Source organism: Paracoccus acridae, from assembly GCF_014642735.1.
GTDB classification, from domain to species: domain Bacteria; phylum Pseudomonadota; class Alphaproteobacteria; order Rhodobacterales; family Rhodobacteraceae; genus Paracoccus; species Paracoccus acridae.
Genome location: NZ_BMIV01000003.1, coordinates 258269 through 277811 on the forward strand (window position 1 = coordinate 258269; position 19543 = coordinate 277811).

The following is a 19543-nucleotide window of genomic DNA, read 5'->3' on the forward strand; positions in this document are numbered from 1 at the left end:
GTCAAGGATTCCCGACAGAAATTCTATACCATTATCCCGGCTGCAACATGTCCATGCCCTGCAAGGCCCGGGGCCGCGGACCGCCGGTGGCCCAGTCCAGCAGTTCGGCGGTATGGACGACCGGCACGCCCGTGCCCGACCCGATCTGCATCATGCAGCCAATGTTCCCGGCGCTGATGACCTGCGGGCGGATGGCCTCCAGCGTGGCGACCTTGCGGGCCTTCAACTCGGCGCTGATCGCGGGCTGCATCAGGTTATAGGTGCCCGCCGATCCGCAGCAAATATGGCTGTCCTTCGGTTCCAGCACGGTGAAGCCGGCATCGGCCAGCAATTCCTTGGGCGTGGCCTTGATCTGCTGTCCGTGCTGCAGCGAACAGGCGGCGTGATAGCCGACGCGCAGGGGTGCGGCATGGGTCGCGTCCGACAGGCCCAGGTCGGCCATGACCTCGGTGATGTCGCGGGCCAGACCGGCCACGCGCGCCGCGTCGGCTTCCAGCGGATCGCCCGCGAACATGTGGCCGTAATCCTTGACCGTGGTCCCGCAGCCCGAGGTATTGATGACCACTGCGTCCAGGCCGTCGCCCTTCACCTCGGCCATGACCGCGCGGATGTTGGCCGCGGCCATGGCATGGCTTTCGTCGGTGCGGCCCATGTGATGGGTCAGCGCGCCGCAGCAGCCGAGGCCCTTGGGGATCACCACCTCGCAGCCATGGCGGCGCAGCAGGCGGATGGTGGCGTCGTTGATGTCGGTGTTCAGCGCCCGCTGCGCGCAGCCCACCAGCAGCGCCACCCGCTTGCGGCGGGCGCCTTGGGCCGCGAAGACCTGCGGACGGTCGTTCAGGCTGGGCGGCGGGATGTCGCGGGGGGCCATGTCCAGCATCGCGCGCAGCCGGGGGTCGGGCAGCAGGCGGCGGAAGGGACGGCCCAGTTTCGCGCCACGCAGCGCCAGCCGGAAGCGGCCGGGATAGGGCAGGATCTTGGCCAGCATCCAGCGCAGCAGCCGGTCGGGCAGGGGGCGGCGATAGTTCGCCTCGATATATTCCCGCGCGTGATCGACCAGGTGCATGTAATGCACGCCCGACGGGCAGGTGGTCATGCAGGACAGGCAGGACAGGCAGCGGTCGATATGCTGGACGGTTTTGGCATCGGGCACGCGGCTGTTTTCCAGCATGTCCTTGATCAGATAGATCCGCCCGCGCGGGCTGTCCAATTCGTCCCCTAGCACCTTGTAGGTGGGGCAGGTCGCCGTGCAGAAACCGCAATGGACGCAGGTCCGCAGGATCTCGTTCGACCGCGCGGTCAGTGGATCGGCCAGTTGCTGGGCGGTAAAGGTCGTTTGCATCTTAAGCGTCCATCAGGCCGGGGTTGAGGATGCCCGCCGGGTCGAAGCTGCGGCGCAGCCCGTCCTGAAGCCGCGCGACGGCAGGGGGCAGCGGCGGGAAGGCCGGGCCTTCCGCGCCCTCGCGGCGGACCAGCGTGGCATAGGGGGCAAGGGCGCGCGGGTTGCCGGGGCCATGATACCAGATCAGGCCGCCCCCCCAGTCCAGCGAGCAGTCCCCGCCCATTCTCCGCAAGCGGTCGCAAAGGCCGGGCGCATCACTGGGCTTGCACAGGATCCGCCACAGCGGGCCGCCGCCGGCGAAATGCGCCACGTCGCGGATGGCTTGCCAAGGGGCCTCGTCCATCACCTCGGGGCGGTGGTCCGCCAGCAGGGCCAGCAGACGGTCGCGGCGATAGGCAAGCTGGCCATCCAGCCCCTCGATCCGCAGATAGGCCGCGCCGCCGACATGGGCCGCGCCCGACACCTCATAGGGGGTGGACAAAGCCGTCGTGAAGATGCGCAGGGCGATGTCCTCGGTCACGCCGGGAAAGGCCAGGGTCGTGCGGGCGGGCAGCAGCGGCAGGGTCTTCAGCACCACCTCGGTCAGGACGGCGAGGGTGCCGTGCGATCCGGCCAGCAGCTTGGACAGATCCAGGCCGGTGACGTTCTTCATCACCCGTCCGCCGTTCTTCAGGATGCGTCCGCGACCATCGACAAAACGCACCCCCAGCAGGTGATCGCGGCAGGCCCCGACCAGAAGGCGGCGCGGGCCGCTGGCATTGGCGGCGACGGTGCCGCCCAGGGTGGGCGTGCCGTTGCCCCCCAGGACGGGGCGCATGTCGGGCGGCTCGAAGGCCAGGGCCTGGCCTTCCGCGGCCAGCATCCGTTCGATCTCGGGCAATGGTGTGCCGGGACGGGCGATCAGCGTCATCTCGCCCGGGGAATAGGTCACGACGCCGGACAGGCGCGACAGCGACAGGGTTTCGCCGGCCGCGCGGTTTTCGACCCGCGTGCCGCCGCCCGTGAGGCGCAGGGGGGTGCGCCGGGCATGGCAATCGGCCAGGACTTCCGCGACTTCGGCCTCGGTCGCGGGGGCAAGATCCAGGGCGACGCTCATTCCGCAGCCCTCGCGCGGTGGGCGGCGCTGGCGTCCAGCGGAAAGACCTTGGCGGGGTTCAGAAGCCAGCCGGGGTCGAAGACATCCTTCACCTGCATCTGGATCGCCAGGTCGTCGGGCGCATACTGGTCCCCCATCAGGTCGCGCTTTTCCACGCCCACGCCATGTTCGCCGGTCAGGCAGCCGCCGACCTCGACGCACAGGCGCAGGATGTCGAAGCCGAAGGCCTCGGCCCGGGCCAGGTCGCCGGGCTTGTTGGCGTTGAACAGGATCAGAGGATGCATGTTGCCGTCGCCCGCGTGAAAGACATTCGCGACCTCCAGCCCGTGCTGGCGGGACAGTTCGCCGATTCGGCGCAGGGTATAGGGCAACTGGCCCACGGGAACGGTGCCGTCCAGGCAGATGTAGTCGCCCAAGCGCCCCATCGCGCCGAAGGCCGACTTGCGGCCCTTCCAGATCGCCAGCGCCTCGTCGGCATTGCGGCTTTCGCGGAACTCGACGGGGTTCAGGGCGTCGGCGATGGCGCGAATGCGGGCGATCTGGTCGTCGATCTCGGCCTTGGACCCCTCGACCTCGACGATCAGGACGGCGGGGCAATCGGGGTATCCGGCCTTGGCGAAGGCCTCGACCGCGCGCAGGCAGGGTTCGTCCATGTATTCGATGGCGACCGGCAGCACGCCGGACCGGATGATGTTGGCCACGCATTCGCCCGCGACCTCGGGGGAATCGAAGCCGATCAGCACGGGCCGCGCGCCTTCGGGGCGGGGCAGGATGCGCAGGGTCGCCTCGGTCACGACGCCAAGCTGGCCTTCGGACCCGCACAGCACGCCCAGCAGGTCCAGGCCCGCAGGGCCAAGTTCCGGCCCGCCCAGTTCCACGACCTCTCCGGTCGTCAGGACCACGGTCGCGCCCAGAAGGTTGTTGGTGGTGACCCCGTATTTCAGGCAATGCGCCCCGCCCGAGTTCATCGCGATATTGCCCGCAATGGTGCAGGCCAGTTGCGAGGACGGGTCGGGCGCATAGAAGAAGCCGTATGGTTCCAGTTCCGCGCTGACCGACAGGTTGGTCACGCCGGTCTGGACGCGGATGAAGCGGTTGTCCGTGTCGATCTCCAGCACCTCGCGCAGGCGCATGGTGCCCAGGATCACGCAATCTGCCGTGGGCAGCGCGCCCCCCGCAAGCGAGGTGCCCGCCCCGCGCGGGACCACCGGCACGCCCATCTGGCCGCAGATGCGCATGGCGGCCGCGACCTCGGCCGTGCTGCGCGGCAGGACCACGGCCAGCGGCGGGCAACGGTATGCCGTCAGCGCGTCGCATTCATAGGCGCGGGTTTCCTGGGGATCGTCGATCACCGCGTCCGGGGGCAGGACGGCGCGCAGGGCGGCGACGATCTGCGGACCCCGGGCGATGACCCCCGCATCGGGTGTCGGCATGGCGATGGACATGGCTTTGCCTCCGTGTTCGGGCCTTGGTAAAATAAATTGACCAAGCCTGTCAATTGCGATGAAATGGGCGCGACACTAGGGTTCTTGCCATGACCGACTTTTCCATCCGCCCCGAACGCGCGGCCGAGGCCGTGGCGCGGCATATCGAGACGCTGATCCTTGAAGGATCGCTGGCCCCCGACGAAGGGCTTCTGCCGGAACGCGATCTTGCGGCGCGGCTGAACGTGTCGCGTCCGACGCTGCGGGACGGGCTGCGGATCCTGCAGGATCGGGGGCTGCTGACGGGCGAAAAGGGACGCGGGTTGCGGGTGGCGGCCTTGGGCCGGGCGGCGATCACCGACCCGCTGATCGCGCTTCTGGCCGACCACCCCGAAGTCGAGGACGATTACCTGGATTTCCGGGACGTGGTCGAAAGCCACGCGGCGGGGCTGGCCGCGCTGCGGGCCACGGAACTGGATCGCGATCGCATTGCCGCAGCCCTTGACGCGATCGAGGCCGCCCATGCCGCCGCCAATCCCGCCGACGAGGCCGAGGCCGACGCCGCCCTGCACCAGGCGATCTATGAGGCGAGCCACAACCTTGTCCTTTTGCAGATCATGCGGGCGCTGTCGGGCAACCTGCGCAGCAACGTGGCGCGGAACAGGGGGCGGATGTTCACCTTGCACCGGATCCGCGACCATCTGCGCGACCAGCACCGCGCCATCGGCCTGGCGATCCTGTCGGGCGATCCCGATGCCGCCCGGAGCGCTGCCCATGCGCATCTGGCCTATGTCCGCAAGGCCGCCCGCGACATCGCCGAATCGCAGGCCCATGACGAAACCGCCCGCCGCCGTCAGTCCGGCGGGGGTTTGGGGCAAAGACGATGAACCCCGTGACCGATCCCGCCGCCTTCCTGCGCGGCCTGTTCGACCGCGCCGTCCAGGCCGCCGATCCCATGCGGATGCTGGCGGCCCATCTGCCGCCCAGGCCGTCCGGCCGGGTCGTGGTCGTCGGCGCGGGCAAGGCCAGCGCGCGCATGGCCGAGGCCGTGGAAGCCGCCTGGGGGCCCTGCGAAGGCCTGGTCATCACCCGCCATGGCCATGCCCGCCCTTGCCAGGGCATCGAGATCGTCGAGGCTTCCCATCCCGTCCCCGATGAGGCGGGCGCGCAGGCCACGCTGCGGATGCTGTCGCTGCTGGACGGCCTGGGGCAGGACGACTTTGTGCTGGCGCTGATCTCGGGCGGAGCCTCGGCGCTGCTGTGCGCCCCGGCCCAGGGCCTGACCCTGGCGGAAAAGCAGGCGGTGAATGCCGCGCTGTTGGCTTCGGGGGCGCCGATCGGGGCCATGAACACGGTGCGCAAGCATCTGTCCCGCGTGAAGGGCGGGCAACTGGCCGCCGCCGCATGGCCCGCGCGGATGCTGACGCTGATGATTTCCGACGTGCCGGGCGACGATCCGGGGGTGATCGGATCGGGGCCGACGGTCGGCGATCCGTCCACCCCTGCTGACGCCCGCGCGGTGCTGGATCGCTGGGGCATCCCGCAGTCGCCAAGCCTGGCCCGCGTTCTGGAAGGGGGCAGCGGGGTGGTCCCGCCCGGCGATCCGCGCCTGTCGCGGGTCGAAAACCGCATCATCGCCGCCCCCGCCCAATCGCTGCAAGCCGCCGCCGACCTGGCCCGCGACCTGGGCTGCGCGGTCGAAACCCTGGGCGATTCGCTGGAAGGCGAGGCGAGGGAGGTGGCGGCGGATCATGCCCGGCTGGCCCTGGCGCGACAGGCCGCGCGCCGGCCGGGCGATTCGCCCCTGGTGATCCTGTCGGGGGGTGAACTGACCGTGACCCGCCGGGGCGACGGCCTGGGCGGGCCGAATGCCGAATATTGCCTGGCCCTGGCCCTGGCCCTGGACGGCGCGCCGAATCTTCATGCCCTGGCCTGCGACACCGATGGGGTGGATGGCGCGGCGGATGTCGCGGGGGCGCTGATTTCGCCCCGGACCTTGACGTCGATCCCCCCCGCCCAAGCCAGGCTTGCGCTGGACCGGAACGATGCGCACGGGTTTTTCGCAGCCCTCGGGGCGCAGGTGGTGACCGGACCCACCTTGACCAATGTGAACGATTTCAGGGTCATGTTGATATTGTGACAAATGCGACGGGCATTGCCGCGCAAGTTTCCTGCACAACTGCGTTTTGAGGGCGGAAATGTCGTCTGGTTGACACTTCGTGCCAGACAAAAGGACTATCAGTCTAAGGGCGCAGTCGTGGTGCGCTGCAAGATTATGGTTGAGTGCGAGTTACGGCTATCCCGTTGCATCATGTTGATGCGGTGCCCCTTGGGGCCGGGATAGCCATTTTTACGTTCCATTCATGGTCCACTTTGGTTTACTGGCACTCAGCCCCGTTGCCGATGGACCTGTCCGCGATGATTGATCCGCACGATTTCGCCCATCTGTTCCAGGCCCCGATCCTGACAGGTCTGACACGGGACCAGAAATACGCGCTGCTGTCGGCCTGCACCTCTCGCCTCGTGAAGGCCTCGACCCCCATCCTGCGCCAGGGCGAGCCGACCACCGGCAGCTATTTCATCGCCTCGGGCCGGGTCGAGGTCTGCTATGTCGACAGTTCGGGCAATCAGGTGATCATCCACATCGCCACCGCGGGCGAGATGCTGGGCGAGGTCGAGGCCCTGTCGGGTCGGCCCTGCGCGGCCGGCTGCGTCACCCTGACCGATACGACGGTGCTGTTCTGTCCCGCCAAGGCGCTTTACACCCATGTCCCGCCGCAGATCCTGATCCCCAACCTGTGCACGCTGCTGCACGACCGGCTGATGCGGGAAAACCGCAACCGCACGGCGGATCATTACTATACCGCCGACCAGCGGATGCGGCTGTACCTGCGCCAGTTGACCGGCGATTCGGACGATGCGGTGCGCATCAGCCAGTCGCAGCTTGGCGTGGTCATCGGCTGTTCGCGCCAGACCGTCAACAAGATGCTGGGCGAATTGCGCGACGCCGGCATCATCGAAATGGGCCGCAGCGCCGTCCGCGTGCTGGACCGGACGCGGCTGGCGGACGGGGCGCCGGCGGTCGAATAATCATCGCAGGTCGGCGATGACCCGGCCGTCATTGGGCAGGCTGCCCGGCGCCACCACCTCGACCGAGCCTTTCAGGCGGGTGATCTCGGCCAGTCTTTCCGACAACGCGGCGGCGGCGCTGCTGTCGGGATGTTCCGCCAGCAGGTGCATCCGGTCCTGTTCGCCGCTGCGGCTGATTTCCAGGCGCAGGCGCCCGCAGCCCGGGACCGCGCGGCCGATGGCCGCGATCTGTTCGGGGCGCACGAACATGCCCTTGACCTTGGCCGCCTGGTCGGCGCGGCCCATCCAGCCCTTGATGCGGCGCGCGCCCGTCGCGCCGGGGATGATGGCCGACATGTCGCCCGTGGCGAAGCGCAGCAGGGGATAGTCGGCGTCAAGCCGCGTCACCACGATCTCGCCCACCTCGCCGTCGGGGACGGGATCGCCGGTGCCGGGGCGGACGATTTCCACGATCGCGCTGTCATTCAGCACCATGCCCGGCCCGCCATCCTCATAGGCCACGATGCCAAGGTCGGCGGTGCCGTAGCACTGGCTGACGGCCACGCCGCGCGACGAAAGTTCGGCACGCAGGCTGTCGGGCAGGGCCGCGCCCGTGACCATGCCCACCTGAAGGCAGGACCGGTCCACGCCCCCTTCATCCGCCTTGTCCAGGATGATCTTCAGGAAATCCGGCACGCCCACATAGACGCGCGGGCGGTATTGCCGGATCGCCACAAGTTGGTCGGCGGTGTTGCCGGGACCGGCCGGAATGACCGGGCAGCCCAGGGCCTCGGCCCCGGCCTCGAAGATGAAGGCGGCGGGCGTCAGGTGATAGGAGAAGGTGTTGAGGATCACGTCGCCCCCCTGCACCCCGGCGGCGGACAGCGCCGCCGCCGATCCCCACCAGTCCGGCCCGCGCCCTTCCGGGTCGAAGATCGGGCCGGGCGACACGAACAGCCGCCGCAACCCGGATACCGGACCGCCCGTCAGCCCGCCGAAGGGCGCATCCTTGCCCTGCAATTCGACCAGATCCGACTTGCGCAGCACCGGCAGGCGCGCGAGGTCGGCCAGGCTGTCCAACGGCATTGCAGGCAGGTCCGTCCAGAAGGCTTGGGTGTCGCGCATCCGCGCCAGTTGCGCGTTCAGGCGGGCAAGCGGGGTCCCCTCGCGCGTGTCGCGGGCGTGGTCAAGATCGACGGTCATGGGCTTTCCTCAGGCCAGCCAGCGCTTGCGCCGGCGATAGTGTTTGACGTTGCGGTAGTCGGTATGTTCCGCCCCGCCCAGATAGAAGTCCTGCACGTCGGGGTTCGACTTCAGCACCTCGGCCGCCCCCGACATCACCACCTGCCCCTGCTCGATCAGATAGGCGCGGGAAACGATGTCCAGGGTGGCGGCGGCATTCTGTTCGACCAGCAGCACCGACAGCCCCTCGCGCGCGTTGATTTCCCCGATGATGCCGAAGATTTCCTGCACCAGCAGGGGCGACAAGCCCAGTGACGGCTCGTCCAGCATGATGAGCCTCGGTTCCGTCATCAGCGCCCGGCCGATGGCCAGCATCTGCTGTTCCCCGCCCGACAGGTATCCGGCCTTGGACTTGATGCGTTCCCTGAGACGCGGGAAATAGGCATAAACCTGTTCGCGCAACTCGTTGAAGCGCGCGACGGAACGCCCGCGATAGGCGGCGACCAGGTTTTCGTCCGGGGTCAGGTGGCCGAAGATGCGCCGGCCTTCCAGCACATGCACCAGCCCGCCCGCCACGCGTTCGGGCGCCCCCATGTTCAGGATCGACCGGTCGCCCCAGCGGATTTCGCCCCGCGTGACCAGCCCACGCTCGGGGCCCAAGAGCCCCGAGATGGATTTCAGCGTCGTCGATTTGCCCGCGCCGTTCGATCCCAGCAGGGCGACCATCTCGCCCTCGCCAACCTCAAGCGAGACGCCCTTGATGGCAAGGAAGACCTTGTCATAGATCACCTCGACGTTTTCCAGAACAAGCGCGGGCATGGCGTCAGTGCTCGGCTGCGTATTTGGCGGCCGATTCCTCGATCACCTGGCGGATCAGCTCGGGATAGGCGGCGTGCCATTCGCTGACCGGCACCCATTTCTCGCCGTCCCATTCCGACACCCGGCCTGCGCCGCCGCCCTGGTGGTCCTCGGCGGTATAGGTGACGGGCGGCATCAGCCCTTCGGCGTCAAAGCCCGCGATCTTCTCGAAGCCTGCCTTCAGCGCGTCGCCGGTCAAGGGCTGGCCGCCTTCCATGCCCAGGCGCGCGGCCTCGACCGCGACGGCCATGGTGGCGACGCCCAGGTTGTAATAGCTGGTGCCGACATTGGCCTGGTCGCCCGAACCCTTGCCCGCGTCGATGACCTTTTCCTGGATGCGCTGGATGATCGGATGGTCGGTGCCCGAGGCCGTGGCCTCGAAGCGCTTCACGCCCTTCATCTGCGGGCCCACGTTGGCGGCATCGGTTTCGGCCAGCCAGATCACCGAATGGATCTGTTCGGGGCGGATGCCGTTCTGGATGGCGGTGCGGACCGACACGGCCTGACCGCCGCCCGCGCCCCAGATCAGGACATAATCGGGGCGGTAACGCCGAACCTCGGACCAGGCGGCGGATTGCTCGTTGCCGGGGCTGGCATAGGGGAAGGCCTGGAACTCGAACTTTTCCTGTTCGGAGAGGGCCTGCAGGATCGGGCCGGGTTCGCGGCCGAAGGGGCTGTCGATATGGACGATGGCGATCTTCTTGCCTTCCAGCCCGCCGGTTTCCTTCATGTGTTCGATCAGGGCCGCGGCCTGCGCCCAATAGGTCGCGAACATCGGAAAGACATAGGGGAAGACCGTGCCGTCGGAGGCGTCGCCGCGCCCGTGGGCGGGGGTGATGACCACGTTCTTGTCGGCCTGCGCCTGGTCCAGGATGGCGGCGGACACGGGCGTGGACAGGAAGTCGAACAGAACCGCGCCTTCCTCCTTGGCGCGGTTATAGGCCTCGATCCCGCGCTGCGGCTGGTTGCCGGTGTCGCGCACGATGGCGGTGACGGTATTGCCGTCGCCCAGCGTGCCTTCGGCGTTCACAAGGGCCAGGTAATCCTGCTGGCCCTGGTTATACTGGCCGGTCACAAAGGTATAAACCGCCGTGAAATCCTGAAGCAGGCCGAACTTTACGTCCTCGGCGGCCACGGGGGCGGACAGCCCGGCCACCAGGGCCGTCGTCAGCGCCAGCTTGCGCAGAAAGGTCATGTGTTTTCCTCCCATGTTATGCGTTCCCCCTCTCAGGGTCAGCTTCTGGCGTGGCGGAAGGGCCAGACCAGGAAATACTTGCGGATGTTGTCATAGATCTTGGCCAGGCCCAGCGGTTCCAGAAGCAGGAAGCCGATGATCATCGCGCCGTAGATCATCAGGGGCAGGTGCGACAGGAAGTTCTGGCTGACCGGCACCCAGCCGGATGCGGCAAGGCCCGATACCAGGTTGGTCAGGAAGATCGGCGCCAGCAGCACGAAGCCCGCGCCCAGCCAGGATCCGATCACCGATCCCAGGCCCCCCACCAGCACCATGGCGACAAGCTGGATGGACACGTTGAAGCCGAACTGTTCCGGCGTCACCGCGCGATAGAAGCAGAAGGCCAGGATCGCGCCCGTCACGCCGCCCATGAAGGACGAGGTGAAGAAGGCCATCAGCTTGGTCCTGAAGGGATCGACCCCGATCACGGCGGCGGCGAAATCCTTGTCACGAATCGCCACAAGGGCGCGCCCGAACGAAGTGCGCTTGACGTTCATGAAGAACACCGTCAGCAGCACCGCCCAGCCAAGCGCCAGCCAATAGCGCGCCGAAAGGCTTTCGATGGGAAAGAACAGGAAGCTGACCGCAGGCGTGCGCAGGGTCGCGTGCGCGCCCCCGGAAATCGCGGGCACGTTCACCACGACCCAATCGACCAGATATTGCATCGCCAGCGTGGCCATCACCAGGTAAAGCCCCTTCACCCGCAGCGCCGCGCCCCCGAAGATCGCGCCGATCACCGCCGAGATCAGCCCCGAGAGCAGCAGCGCCAGTTCGAAGGGCACGCCCGCCCGCACCAGGTGGATCGAGGCATAGGCCCCGATCGCCATCACGGCGGCAAAGCCGAAATGCAGCTGCCCCGCCAGGCCCATCAGCAGCGTCAGCGACAGCGCGGCCGCCGACCAGATCACCCAGGGCAGGACATAGCTGCCCAGATACAGCGGCGAGACATAGAGCGGCGCGAGAAGCGCCAGCACCAGAAGCCCGATCACCAGCCAGCGGTCCGTGGGGATCTTCCACAGCTTGCGGTCGGCCTGATAGCTGGTGTGATACGTCCCCGAGAGGCGATAGAACATGGCGTCAGATCCTCTCGATGTCTTCTCGGCCGAAGATGCCGAAGGGGCGGACCATGATGGTCAGCAGGATGATGAGCGAGGTGACGACATCGCGGGTCGAACCGCCCGCGAAGCTGTCCAGGTATCCGGGGATGACCGTGCCCAGGACGCCCACCAGGATGCCGCCCACCAGGACGCCGGGCACCGAATCGACGCCGCCCAGGATCACCACGGCGACCGCCGGAAACAGCAGCGCGGAGAGCGTCCAGTCAACGCCCTGCGAGGATCCCCACAGCGCCCCCGCGACCACGGCGGCGATGCCCGCCAGGCCCCAGGAAATGCCGATGGCGCGTTCCACGGAGATGCCCACGGCCCAGCTGGACACATGGTCGTCCGACACGGCGCGCAGCTTGGTGCCGGTCCGGGTACGGAAGAACAGAAGCGAGGCGCCGACCAGAGCCAAGGCGATGATGCCGCCGTAAAGCGAGGTGCGGTTGATGAAGACGTCGCCGATGATGATGGGGGCGAAGTCGATCCCCAGGTCGATGGGCTTGGGCGTCGATCCCAGGATGCCCGGCACCATGCCGCGCAGCAGGATCTCAAGCCCCAGGGTCAGCATCACCACCATGATGACCGGCTGGCCGACCATGCGGCGCAGCAGCAGCCGTTCCACCACAAGGCCGAAGCCGAACATGATCGCGGCCGCAAGCGGGATGGCGATCCAGACATGAAGGCCCCAGGCCATGACCAGCCAGACCGCATAGCCCGCCGTCATCACCAGGGCGCCCTGCGCCAGGTTCGGCACGCCCGCGGATTTATAGATCAGCACGAAGCCCAGGGCGACCAGCGAATACATCAGCCCGGTCAGCGCGCCCGAGATCAGCAGTTCCAGGAAATAAGCCATCACGCGGCCCCCTTCACGTCGGACAGCCGCAGCACCCGGTCCAGCGACCCGGTCTGGCCGTTTTCATAGGTGATCTGCGCCTTGAAGTCGATCTGGTCGTCGCCCCGGTTCAGCGCCTCGATGATCGGGCCGTATCGGTCGTCGATCACGTTGCGCTTGAGCTTGCGGGTCCGCGTGACCTCTCCGTCGTCGGGGTCGAATTCCTTGTGCAGGTTCACGAAGCGGTCGATGGACAGCCCATGCGGCAGATGGGCGTTCACGGCCGCGATCTCGCCCGAGATCAGGTCATAGATGCGGCTGGCCTGGGACAGTTCGGCATAGGAGGTATAGGCCACGCCATGTTCCTGCGCCCATTGGCCCACCGCCTGGAAGTCGATGCAGACGATCGCCACCAGCATGTCGCGGCCCTTGCCGATGACGGCGGCGTCCTTGATATAGGGGCTGAATTTCAGCCGGTTTTCCAGGTAGGTGGCGATGAAGCGGGTGCCGTCGCGTTTTTCCACCACCTCGGACACGCGGCCAAGGACGACCAACTGCCCGTCGGGTTCGATCTGGCCCGCATCGCCCGTGTGCAGCCAGCCGTCCTGCAGCGCCTCGGCGCTGGCTTTCGGGTTCTGGAAATAGCCGTCGAAGATGTTGTCGCCGCGCAGCAGGATCTCGCCATGCTCGTCGATCTTCATCTCCACGCCCGGGAAGGGGCGCCCGACCGTGGTCAGCGAGATGTCCTCGGGCTTTTGCGCAACCGCCAGGGCGCAGTTTTCCGTCTGACCATAGAACTGGCGCAGGTTCAGGCCGATGGCGCGGAACCACAAAAACACGTCCTCGCCGATGGCCTCTCCGGCAGTATAGGCGCGCTTCACGCGGCCCAGGCCAAGCTGGTCGCGGATCGGGCCATAGATCAGCCATTCGCCCAGGAATCGCGTCAGACCGCCGCCCGCGGGCTTGCCGTCCAGGCGGGCGCGTTCCGCCTCCATCGCGCGGGGCATGAAATAGTCGTAAAGCCAGCGCTTGATGCCGGTGGTTTCCGCAATCCCCACCTGCACGCGGGTCAGCATGGCCGACCATGCGCGGGGGGATGCGAAGTACAGCGTGGGCGCCATTTCCCGCAGGTCGTGCAGCGCGGTTTCGTTCGCCTCGGGGATGTTGACAGTGAAGCGCAATTCCATCGCCGCGCCGACCGAGAAGATGAAGTCGCCGACCCAGGCCATCGGCAGATAGGCCATGTGGACTTCGCCCTGCTGGAAATAGCCTGCGGCGGCGGCGTTGCGGACGCCCGACAGGACATGGCCGTGTTTCAGCGGGATGCCCTTGGGCGCGCCGGTGGTGCCGGACGAATGCATCAGCACCACGATGTCATGGATCGTGGACCGAGCGATCAGGTTCCTGGCAAGGTTCGGATCGGCCTTCAGCCGCGCAGCCCCTTCGGCGCGGATCGCGTCGAAGCCCGCCACGCCAGCCGGTTCGCGGCCCGCAAGCCCGCGCGGGTCGTCATAGATCACCAGATCCAGATGCGTCCAGCGGCCCTTGGCCTCCAGCATCTTGTCCACCTGTTCCTGGTCCTCGGCCACGGCGACGCGGATATCCTCGCGCTCCATCTGGGCGGCCAGTTCCTCGGTCGGGGCATCGGCATAGGCGGGCGACGGGATCGCCCGCAGGCAGGCCGCGCCCAGCATCGCGAAATACAGGTTCGGGCGGTTGTCGCCGATCACCATGACCACGTCGCCGGGCTTCACGCCGCGCGCCTCAAGGCCTGCGGCGAATTCCACCACGGCCCGCAGGTAGTCGGCCCAGGTATATTCCTGCCAGATGCCGTGGTCGCGTTCGCGCATGGCGACCTGGTTCGGCACCTCGGCCGCGTTCTGCGCCAGGCGCGCCAAGATCGTGTCGTCTTGGCGCCAGTTCGGATGCAGCGCCTGGGCCTGGGCGATGTTCACCGGATCATGCTGCATGGCGGGGCTTTCCGATATAGGCCTCGACCACGCGGGGATCGGCGATGGCTTCGCGTGCCGGGCCCTGGGCGATTTCCTGGCCGTTGTTCAGGACCAGAACCCGGTCGCAAAGCGCGGTCACGACATCCATGTGATGTTCGATGATCAGGACCGTCAGGCCCAGGGCCTCCTGCGCGTCCAGGATGAAACGGACCATGTATTCCTTTTCCTCCTGGTTCATGCCGGCCATCGGTTCGTCCAGGACCAGCAGGCGCGGTTCGGCGCACAGCGCGCGGGCCAGTTCGACCCGCTTCTGCAGGCCCAGGGGGATCACGTCGACATGTTCGTCGCGCGCAGGCGCCAGTTGCAGAAGGTCGATCACCTCCTCGACATGGCGGCGGTGGGCCACTTCTTCCTTTTGCGCCCACCAGGGATAAAAGAAGGAGGCCAGCGGATTGGGCTTCATGAAGATGTGCCGGCCCATCAGGATGTTGTCGAGGACCGACATGCCGTGGAACAGCGCCACGTTCTGGAAGGTGCGCGCCACCCCCATGGAGGCGATGCGAAACGGCTTCAGCCCGTTGATCTGCTGGCCGTCCAGCGTGATCGTGCCTTCCTGCGGCGGATAGAAGCCGGTGATGGCATTGACCAGCGTGGTCTTGCCGGAACCGTTCGGCCCGACCAGGCCGAAGATTTCCCCCCGGTTCACGGCCACGGATACGTTCTTCAGCGCGACGACGCCGCCGAAACGGCGCACGACATTGTCGCAGACAAGGGTATGATCGCTCATGCGGGCACAAGCCCGTTCAGTCCGCGCATAGCCTGTCCTCCCAAACAGTCTTGCCGGCCGGTTCCTCCTCCGACCGTGGATAAGGAAAGGCTAGCATCGGATGCGATTTTGGGTAAACCGAAAAGAATGGCAAAGTTCTTTCGGGATTTCTGAAATGCACCCGAACCTGGTCGATCACCTGCGCGCCTTCTGCGCCATCGCCGACACGGGCAGCCTGACGGCGGCGGCCAAGGAATTGCGGCGGCCGATCTCCTCGGTCAGCTATTCGCTGGCGCAATTGGAAAGCCAATGCGGCTTTCCCCTGCTGGGGCGCGGCACCAGCAGGGCGGAACTGACCGAACGCGGCCGGGTCCTGCTGGCCGAGGCGCGCAGCGTCGTGGAACGCGCCCGCAGCTTCACCACCCACGCCCAATCGCTGGAAAAGGGCGAGGAAACGCGGCTGCGCGTGCTGGTGGACGTGCTGTTTCCCCGCGCCGACCTGAACCGGGCGCTGCGGGCCTTTGCGGACGACCATCCCCATGCGCGCTTCCAGTTCTTCAATTCATCGCTGGCGACGCTGTGGGACGACCTGCGGGACGGCAATTTCGATTTCGCGTTGACGCTGGCCGCCGCGATCCCCTCGGACATCGCCGCACGCCACCTGGGGACCGAGACGCTGGGCCCGGTCTGCGCGGCGGGGCACCGGCTGGCCGGGTTGCCGCAGCCCCTTGCCATGCGCGCCTTCGACCGGGAACGGCAGATCTATTACGTCGGATCCCCGCAGATCGACATGGAACGGGTGGGGCGGCTGTTTTCGACGGATGTCTGGACGGTGAACGATGTGGAATCGATCAAGTCGATGGTCACGGCGGGCCTTGGCTGGTGCTTTTCCGCCAGCGGCACCTTTGCCCCCGAGATCGCGCGGGGCGAGGTCGTGCCGCTTGTCTGCGAGGACATGCAGTTCCACCCGGTCCGCACCGTGGTCGTGGCCTGGCCCGCGCATCGCAGGCCAGGTCCCCTGGGGCGGCAGATGGTCCAGACCCTGGCCGACCGGTTCGGCCAGGCAGAGACCGTCAGGCCAGCAACCCGGTAAAGCGCAGCATCGCCTTCAGGCTGTCGATGGGCTGCGAGGGCTGGAACAGGTGCGGCGACCAGCGGTGCCCGCCGATCTTCGCGTTCCAGTAGGAACCGGCGTCGTGGATCACCAGCCCCGCCAGCGTGTTGGCGACCAGATGGCTGCCCAGGGCGCCAAGGTGGTTGCCGCCGACCAGTTCCGCTTCTCGCAGGACATAGAACCACAAGGGCGTTGCCGCATCGAGGCCCGGTCCGGTCAGGAAATCGCGTCCCTCGGCCACCTGTTCGGGGGTCAGCACCGGGATCGGGCGGTAAAGGCCGGTCGCGTTGATCGCCTCGATCAGGCCCTGGGCCGACGGCATGTTCAGCCGATAACCGCGCCGCAGGTTGCGGCTGGCCAGGCGCCGCATCACGGCCGGGTTAGCGGGCTGGTTGATCATGTCGTCCAAGGGCGGGGCCAGATGCGTGTCGATCTTGCGGGCCGACCGCAGCGGGGTTTCGGCATGGACGAAGCGGTCCCATTCGATCACCCAGTTGCCGGGCAGGGATGTCTTGGGATCGGCCGTCAGGGGCGAGGGCATCTTGCCGCTGCCGGTGAACTGGAACAACTGGGTGAAGCTGGCGAATGGCGCAAGCTGCGTCGATCCCGCCACGGCCCGACCGAAGAAGCGGTTGTGGTCATAGCCGCCGCGCACCATCGAATGTCCGAAGCGGAAGCCCGCGACCGAAAATTCCAGCGGCATCGGCATCTTGGCCGGATCGGCGGGCGGATTGTCGGCCAGGAATTCGGCATAAAGCGGCGCGCCGGTGGCCAGAACCTCGTCCACGACGTCACCCGCGCAGACCGCGGGCAGGAAGGCGTTCAGCACCAGCCATTGGTAATGATAGCGGGTCAGGCGGCGGGCATCCTCGAAGTCGTGGCCCAGATCCACCATCCGGTTGTGCAGGCGCAGGAAGGCGACATGCAATTGCGCCACCAGCAGGTTTTCGTCGTTGCGCCCGTCGCCGATGATCGCGCGTGTGCGGATCGGGCCATCGGCATCGACGAAATTGGCGCGCAGATCCGGGGGCAGGGCATTCAGTTCCGCCACCGTGATGTCGCCGCGGTCCATCAGAAAGCCCAGCCGCAGCAGGTCGGCGGCAGGATCGGCGGGCAGGGGCGGGCGTCCGTCGCCGGAATCGGCGGTGACCCCCAGGCGCATCTTGTCGGTAAAGGTCGGATGGCGCATCAGCCCGGCCAGCTTGGCCGCAAAGGCCCCTTGGCCCGGGGAATCGCCGTAAAGGCTGTCCAGGGCCAGCGTTCCTTCGCGAAGGTTGTCCAGTTCACCCTCGACCTGGATGCGGTCCATGGGGGCGATGTCGCCCGCGATTTCCGACAGTCCCGCGACCTCCCGGTCGGTGTTGGCGGTGATGTCGTGGTCGATGAACTGTCCGAAATAGGTGAAGATCGGCGCGACCGAACCGTCGCCCGGCCCCGTCGTTTCCGTCGCCATGCTGTCGGCAAGCTGGTCAAGCGCCGCAAGCGTGGCGGGACCTTCCGGCAGGCCGGGCGCGTCGCGGAACAGATATCGGAAAGCCCCCGGCGCGGTGGACATGGACCGCAGGCTGCCGGCCTCGGGGGCGGGGGCGGTCGCGCCGTCCACCACGGCGGACAACGGCTTGAGGTCCAGACGTTCCATTTGGGCGGCGGGATTTTCCAGGACCGCCATTCCCCTGGTGAGGGCGGCATCGGTGGCGGGCTGCGGGACGGCGGTATCCTGGACGATCCGCGTTCCGTGGCTGAGAGAAAACAGCATCTTGAACTCCAGGCAATCGTGATCACACCGACGCAAAAGGGTTTTGCGCCGAACAAGGAATGGCCGCAGGGCTGCGGTTTTTCGGGATATTTCGGGCCTTCCTGTTTTCAGCCCAAATAAATGATTCCCATTTGAATGAATATCATTAACTAAAATGATAATCCACAATTAATGTAAAATAATATATCAGGCATCAGCCTGATATATTATCCATTGTTGTTAAGGTAATTCAAATGGTTCTATTTCGCCGCCGCTTCGCGCCGCAGGGCGGGCAGGCCGACGCCGGTCGCGTCGAATCCGCCGTCCACGGCCAGCGTCTGCCCGCTGATGAAGCTGGCCTTGTCCGAACACAGGAAGACGATGGCCTCGGCGATCTCGCGCGCTTCGCCATAGCGGTTCAGGGGGATCGCGTCGTAATAGGCGGCGATGATTTCGGGCGCGTGGACGGCCATGGCCAGCTTGGTCCTGACTGGGCCGGGGGCCACGCAGTTGACGCGGATGCCCTGTTCGCCCAGTTCGGCCGCGAATTGCTTGGTCAGGTGGATCACCGCGGCCTTGGACGTGCCATAGGCCACCCGCAGCGTCGATGCCCGCAGCCCGGAGATCGAGGCGATGTTGACGATGGCGCCGTTGGTTTTCGCCAGTTCCGGCACGGCGGCCTGGGTGCACAGGAACACGCCATCCAGGTTGACCGACATCACTTCGCGCCATTCCTCGAAGCTGGTCATGTCCGCGCGCGAAAACAGCGCCACGCCTGCGTTGTTGACCAGGGCATCGACGCGGCCGAACCGGGCGACCGTCTGGCGGATCATGCCGTCCACCGCCTGCGGATTCGACACGTCCGCCTCGACGGCCAGGACGTTTTCCATCGGGTCGCAGACCCGGTGCAGTTCCTCGGTGTCGCGGTCCACCACGGCGACGCGCCAGCCTTGTTCCAGGAAAATCTCGGTCGCGGCCAGGCCGATGCCTCGGCAACCCCCGGTCACGATTGCCACCTTGGCGTCCTGCGTCATGTGTCGGTCCTTTCAACGATCAGTTCCAGCGTCACGCCGACCGGATTCGCCCCGCGTTCCAGCGTGCCGCGCATGATGGTGCCACGGATGTCCACGACCTCGATCGGGACGGTGGCGCGGCCCTGGGCCAGGGTGGCCCCGTCCAGCCGCAATTCGGTGGCATGGCAGTCCATGCGGCTGCCATCCGTGAAGCGGATATGGTCGATGCTGCCCACGCCGTGCAGCCGGGCATCCGCGATGCCGTGGCGGACGCAAAGGGCTTCGATGGCGGTGACCACATCCTCTCCGGGCCCGATCCGGGCCAGCAGGCCGGTGCCGCTGCCGCCGCCCTGCGGGGTGAACAGGGTGAAGGCGGTTTCCGCATCCGGCAGCGCCTCGAACCAGGCATCCGGGGCGCCGATGCCGGTGACGCGCGCATCAGCCGCCAGCACCGTATCCAGCGGCAGCAGGTGGCCCATCGTCCCGCCCCAGGTGCCGTGGCAATGCAGGAAGGGCGCGCCGTCCTTCCAGCCGACCGTGGCCGTTGCCCGTTCGATGGTCACGGGGCCGTCGGGGGCATGGGTGTCGGAATACCAGGCGGCATGGACCCCGTCGGTCGAAGGCGCGGGCAGCACGAAGCGGATGGGATCGCAGGTCACGCCGTCCAGCCAGACCGCGCCGCCCTTGCAGCCCGCATCCGCGAACAGCCGCGCCACAGCCGTCATCACCGTCCGCCCCGCCGGCAGCACGCCCCCAATCCGCCGCAGGGATGCAGGCACCGCCACCGTGCGTTCCGCGGCGCGGGGGCCGGGATGGATCATCC

At 67.1% G+C, this 19543-nt stretch carries 17 protein-coding genes; 4 read left to right on the plus strand and 13 right to left on the minus strand.

Annotated elements, in window-relative coordinates:
* Positions 1–31: 31 nt before the first annotated feature.
* The 3 genes from glcF to IEX25_RS06605 are packed head-to-tail and all read right to left on the minus strand — an operon-like array spanning position 32 to position 3877.
* Positions 32–1342 carry a glycolate oxidase subunit GlcF gene (gene glcF / locus IEX25_RS06595; protein ID WP_188714535.1) on the minus strand — a complete coding sequence of 437 codons (1311 nt, stop codon included), beginning with the start codon at positions 1340–1342 and terminating at the stop codon, positions 32–34.
* Position 1343: 1 nt separating this feature from the next.
* On the minus strand, positions 1344–2438 hold the full coding sequence (locus tag IEX25_RS06600; RefSeq protein WP_188714536.1) for an FAD-binding protein: 1095 nt from the start codon (positions 2436–2438) through the stop codon (positions 1344–1346).
* Entirely contained in the window at positions 2435–3877 is a 1443-nt protein-coding gene (locus tag IEX25_RS06605) for an FAD-linked oxidase C-terminal domain-containing protein (RefSeq protein WP_205049007.1), read from the minus strand. Before IEX25_RS06605 ends, IEX25_RS06600 begins: the two co-directional genes overlap by 4 nt.
* 95 nt (positions 3878–3972) lie before the next feature.
* Between IEX25_RS06605 and IEX25_RS06610 the strand changes: the two genes are divergently transcribed.
* The 3 genes from IEX25_RS06610 to IEX25_RS06620 all read left to right on the plus strand — a co-directional run bounded on the left by IEX25_RS06610 (position 3973) and on the right by IEX25_RS06620 (position 6952).
* Positions 3973–4749: an FCD domain-containing protein gene (locus IEX25_RS06610; RefSeq protein WP_103172048.1), complete on the plus strand. Its 777-nt coding sequence runs from the start codon at positions 3973–3975 to the stop codon at positions 4747–4749.
* On the plus strand, positions 4746–6002 hold the full coding sequence (locus IEX25_RS06615) for a glycerate kinase type-2 family protein (protein ID WP_103172047.1): 1257 nt from the start codon (positions 4746–4748) through the stop codon (positions 6000–6002). The genes IEX25_RS06610 and IEX25_RS06615 overlap by 4 nt, the downstream gene beginning before the upstream one ends.
* Positions 6003–6280: 278 nt before the next feature.
* A complete protein-coding gene (locus IEX25_RS06620) occupies positions 6281–6952 on the plus strand; it encodes a Crp/Fnr family transcriptional regulator (protein ID WP_158247961.1) in 672 nt (223 codons plus the stop codon).
* Here IEX25_RS06620 and IEX25_RS06625 read toward each other — a convergent pair whose 3' ends face one another.
* The 7 genes from IEX25_RS06625 to IEX25_RS06655 are packed head-to-tail and all read right to left on the minus strand — an operon-like array spanning position 6953 to position 14879.
* Positions 6953–8134: a phenylacetate--CoA ligase family protein gene (locus IEX25_RS06625; protein ID WP_188714537.1), complete on the minus strand. Its 1182-nt coding sequence runs from the start codon at positions 8132–8134 to the stop codon at positions 6953–6955.
* A 9-nt stretch (positions 8135–8143) separates the two neighbouring features.
* Positions 8144–8932, minus strand: coding sequence for an ABC transporter ATP-binding protein (locus tag IEX25_RS06630; RefSeq protein ID WP_188714538.1), 789 nt, complete (start codon positions 8930–8932; stop codon positions 8144–8146).
* Positions 8933–8936: 4 nt separating this feature from the next.
* Positions 8937–10166, minus strand: a complete 1230-nt coding sequence (locus IEX25_RS06635) for an ABC transporter substrate-binding protein (RefSeq protein WP_103172043.1) — start codon at positions 10164–10166, stop codon at positions 8937–8939.
* A gap of 38 nt (positions 10167–10204) precedes the next feature.
* Positions 10205–11278, minus strand: coding sequence for a branched-chain amino acid ABC transporter permease (locus IEX25_RS06640; RefSeq protein ID WP_103172042.1), 1074 nt, complete (start codon positions 11276–11278; stop codon positions 10205–10207).
* Positions 11279–11282: 4 nt separating this feature from the next.
* Entirely contained in the window at positions 11283–12161 is an 879-nt protein-coding gene (locus tag IEX25_RS06645) for a branched-chain amino acid ABC transporter permease (protein WP_188714539.1), read from the minus strand.
* Positions 12161–14110, minus strand: coding sequence for an AMP-dependent synthetase/ligase (locus IEX25_RS06650; protein WP_188714540.1), 1950 nt, complete (start codon positions 14108–14110; stop codon positions 12161–12163). The genes IEX25_RS06645 and IEX25_RS06650 overlap by 1 nt, the downstream gene beginning before the upstream one ends.
* The gene (locus IEX25_RS06655) at positions 14100–14879 is read right to left on the minus strand and encodes an ABC transporter ATP-binding protein (protein WP_188714541.1); all 780 of its coding nucleotides are present in this window, start codon (positions 14877–14879) and stop codon (positions 14100–14102) included. The genes IEX25_RS06650 and IEX25_RS06655 overlap by 11 nt, the downstream gene beginning before the upstream one ends.
* A 154-nt stretch (positions 14880–15033) precedes the next feature.
* Between IEX25_RS06655 and IEX25_RS06660 the strand changes: the two genes are divergently transcribed.
* Entirely contained in the window at positions 15034–15951 is a 918-nt protein-coding gene (locus IEX25_RS06660; protein ID WP_188714542.1) for a LysR family transcriptional regulator, read from the plus strand.
* Here the strand turns inward: IEX25_RS06660 and IEX25_RS06665 are convergent.
* From IEX25_RS06665 to IEX25_RS06675, 3 genes are all read right to left on the minus strand, one after another.
* Positions 15932–17728, minus strand: a complete 1797-nt coding sequence (locus IEX25_RS06665; RefSeq protein ID WP_188714543.1) for a peroxidase family protein — start codon at positions 17726–17728, stop codon at positions 15932–15934. The genes IEX25_RS06660 and IEX25_RS06665 overlap by 20 nt on opposite strands.
* Positions 17729–17967: 239 nt before the next feature.
* Positions 17968–18741: an SDR family NAD(P)-dependent oxidoreductase gene (locus tag IEX25_RS06670; RefSeq protein ID WP_188714544.1), complete on the minus strand. Its 774-nt coding sequence runs from the start codon at positions 18739–18741 to the stop codon at positions 17968–17970.
* Complete coding sequence (locus tag IEX25_RS06675; protein ID WP_188714545.1) at positions 18738–19541, minus strand: PCC domain-containing protein; 804 nt, start codon at positions 19539–19541, stop codon at positions 18738–18740. The genes IEX25_RS06670 and IEX25_RS06675 overlap by 4 nt, the downstream gene beginning before the upstream one ends.
* Positions 19542–19543 lie beyond the last annotated feature (2 nt).

What these genes read in the sequence shown, in the direction of transcription:
- glcF (WP_188714535.1), bottom strand. Translation starts at nt 1,342, where the DNA reads ATGCAAACGACCTTTACCGCCCAGCAACTGGCCGATCCACTGACCGCG.
- IEX25_RS06600 (WP_188714536.1), bottom strand. Translation starts at nt 2,438, where the DNA reads ATGAGCGTCGCCCTGGATCTTGCCCCCGCGACCGAGGCCGAAGTCGCG.
- IEX25_RS06610 (WP_103172048.1), top strand. Translation starts at nt 3,973, where the DNA reads ATGACCGACTTTTCCATCCGCCCCGAACGCGCGGCCGAGGCCGTGGCG.
- IEX25_RS06615 (WP_103172047.1), top strand. Translation starts at nt 4,746, where the DNA reads ATGAACCCCGTGACCGATCCCGCCGCCTTCCTGCGCGGCCTGTTCGAC.
- IEX25_RS06620 (WP_158247961.1), top strand. Translation starts at nt 6,281, where the DNA reads ATGATTGATCCGCACGATTTCGCCCATCTGTTCCAGGCCCCGATCCTG.
- IEX25_RS06625 (WP_188714537.1), bottom strand. Translation starts at nt 8,134, where the DNA reads ATGACCGTCGATCTTGACCACGCCCGCGACACGCGCGAGGGGACCCCG.
- IEX25_RS06630 (WP_188714538.1), bottom strand. Translation starts at nt 8,932, where the DNA reads ATGCCCGCGCTTGTTCTGGAAAACGTCGAGGTGATCTATGACAAGGTC.
- IEX25_RS06635 (WP_103172043.1), bottom strand. Translation starts at nt 10,166, where the DNA reads ATGACCTTTCTGCGCAAGCTGGCGCTGACGACGGCCCTGGTGGCCGGG.
- IEX25_RS06640 (WP_103172042.1), bottom strand. Translation starts at nt 11,278, where the DNA reads ATGTTCTATCGCCTCTCGGGGACGTATCACACCAGCTATCAGGCCGAC.
- IEX25_RS06645 (WP_188714539.1), bottom strand. Translation starts at nt 12,161, where the DNA reads ATGGCTTATTTCCTGGAACTGCTGATCTCGGGCGCGCTGACCGGGCTG.
- IEX25_RS06650 (WP_188714540.1), bottom strand. Translation starts at nt 14,110, where the DNA reads ATGCAGCATGATCCGGTGAACATCGCCCAGGCCCAGGCGCTGCATCCG.
- IEX25_RS06655 (WP_188714541.1), bottom strand. Translation starts at nt 14,879, where the DNA reads ATGAGCGATCATACCCTTGTCTGCGACAATGTCGTGCGCCGTTTCGGC.
- IEX25_RS06660 (WP_188714542.1), top strand. Translation starts at nt 15,034, where the DNA reads ATGCACCCGAACCTGGTCGATCACCTGCGCGCCTTCTGCGCCATCGCC.
- IEX25_RS06665 (WP_188714543.1), bottom strand. Translation starts at nt 17,728, where the DNA reads ATGCTGTTTTCTCTCAGCCACGGAACGCGGATCGTCCAGGATACCGCC.
- IEX25_RS06670 (WP_188714544.1), bottom strand. Translation starts at nt 18,741, where the DNA reads ATGACGCAGGACGCCAAGGTGGCAATCGTGACCGGGGGTTGCCGAGGC.
- IEX25_RS06675 (WP_188714545.1), bottom strand. Translation starts at nt 19,541, where the DNA reads ATGATCCATCCCGGCCCCCGCGCCGCGGAACGCACGGTGGCGGTGCCT.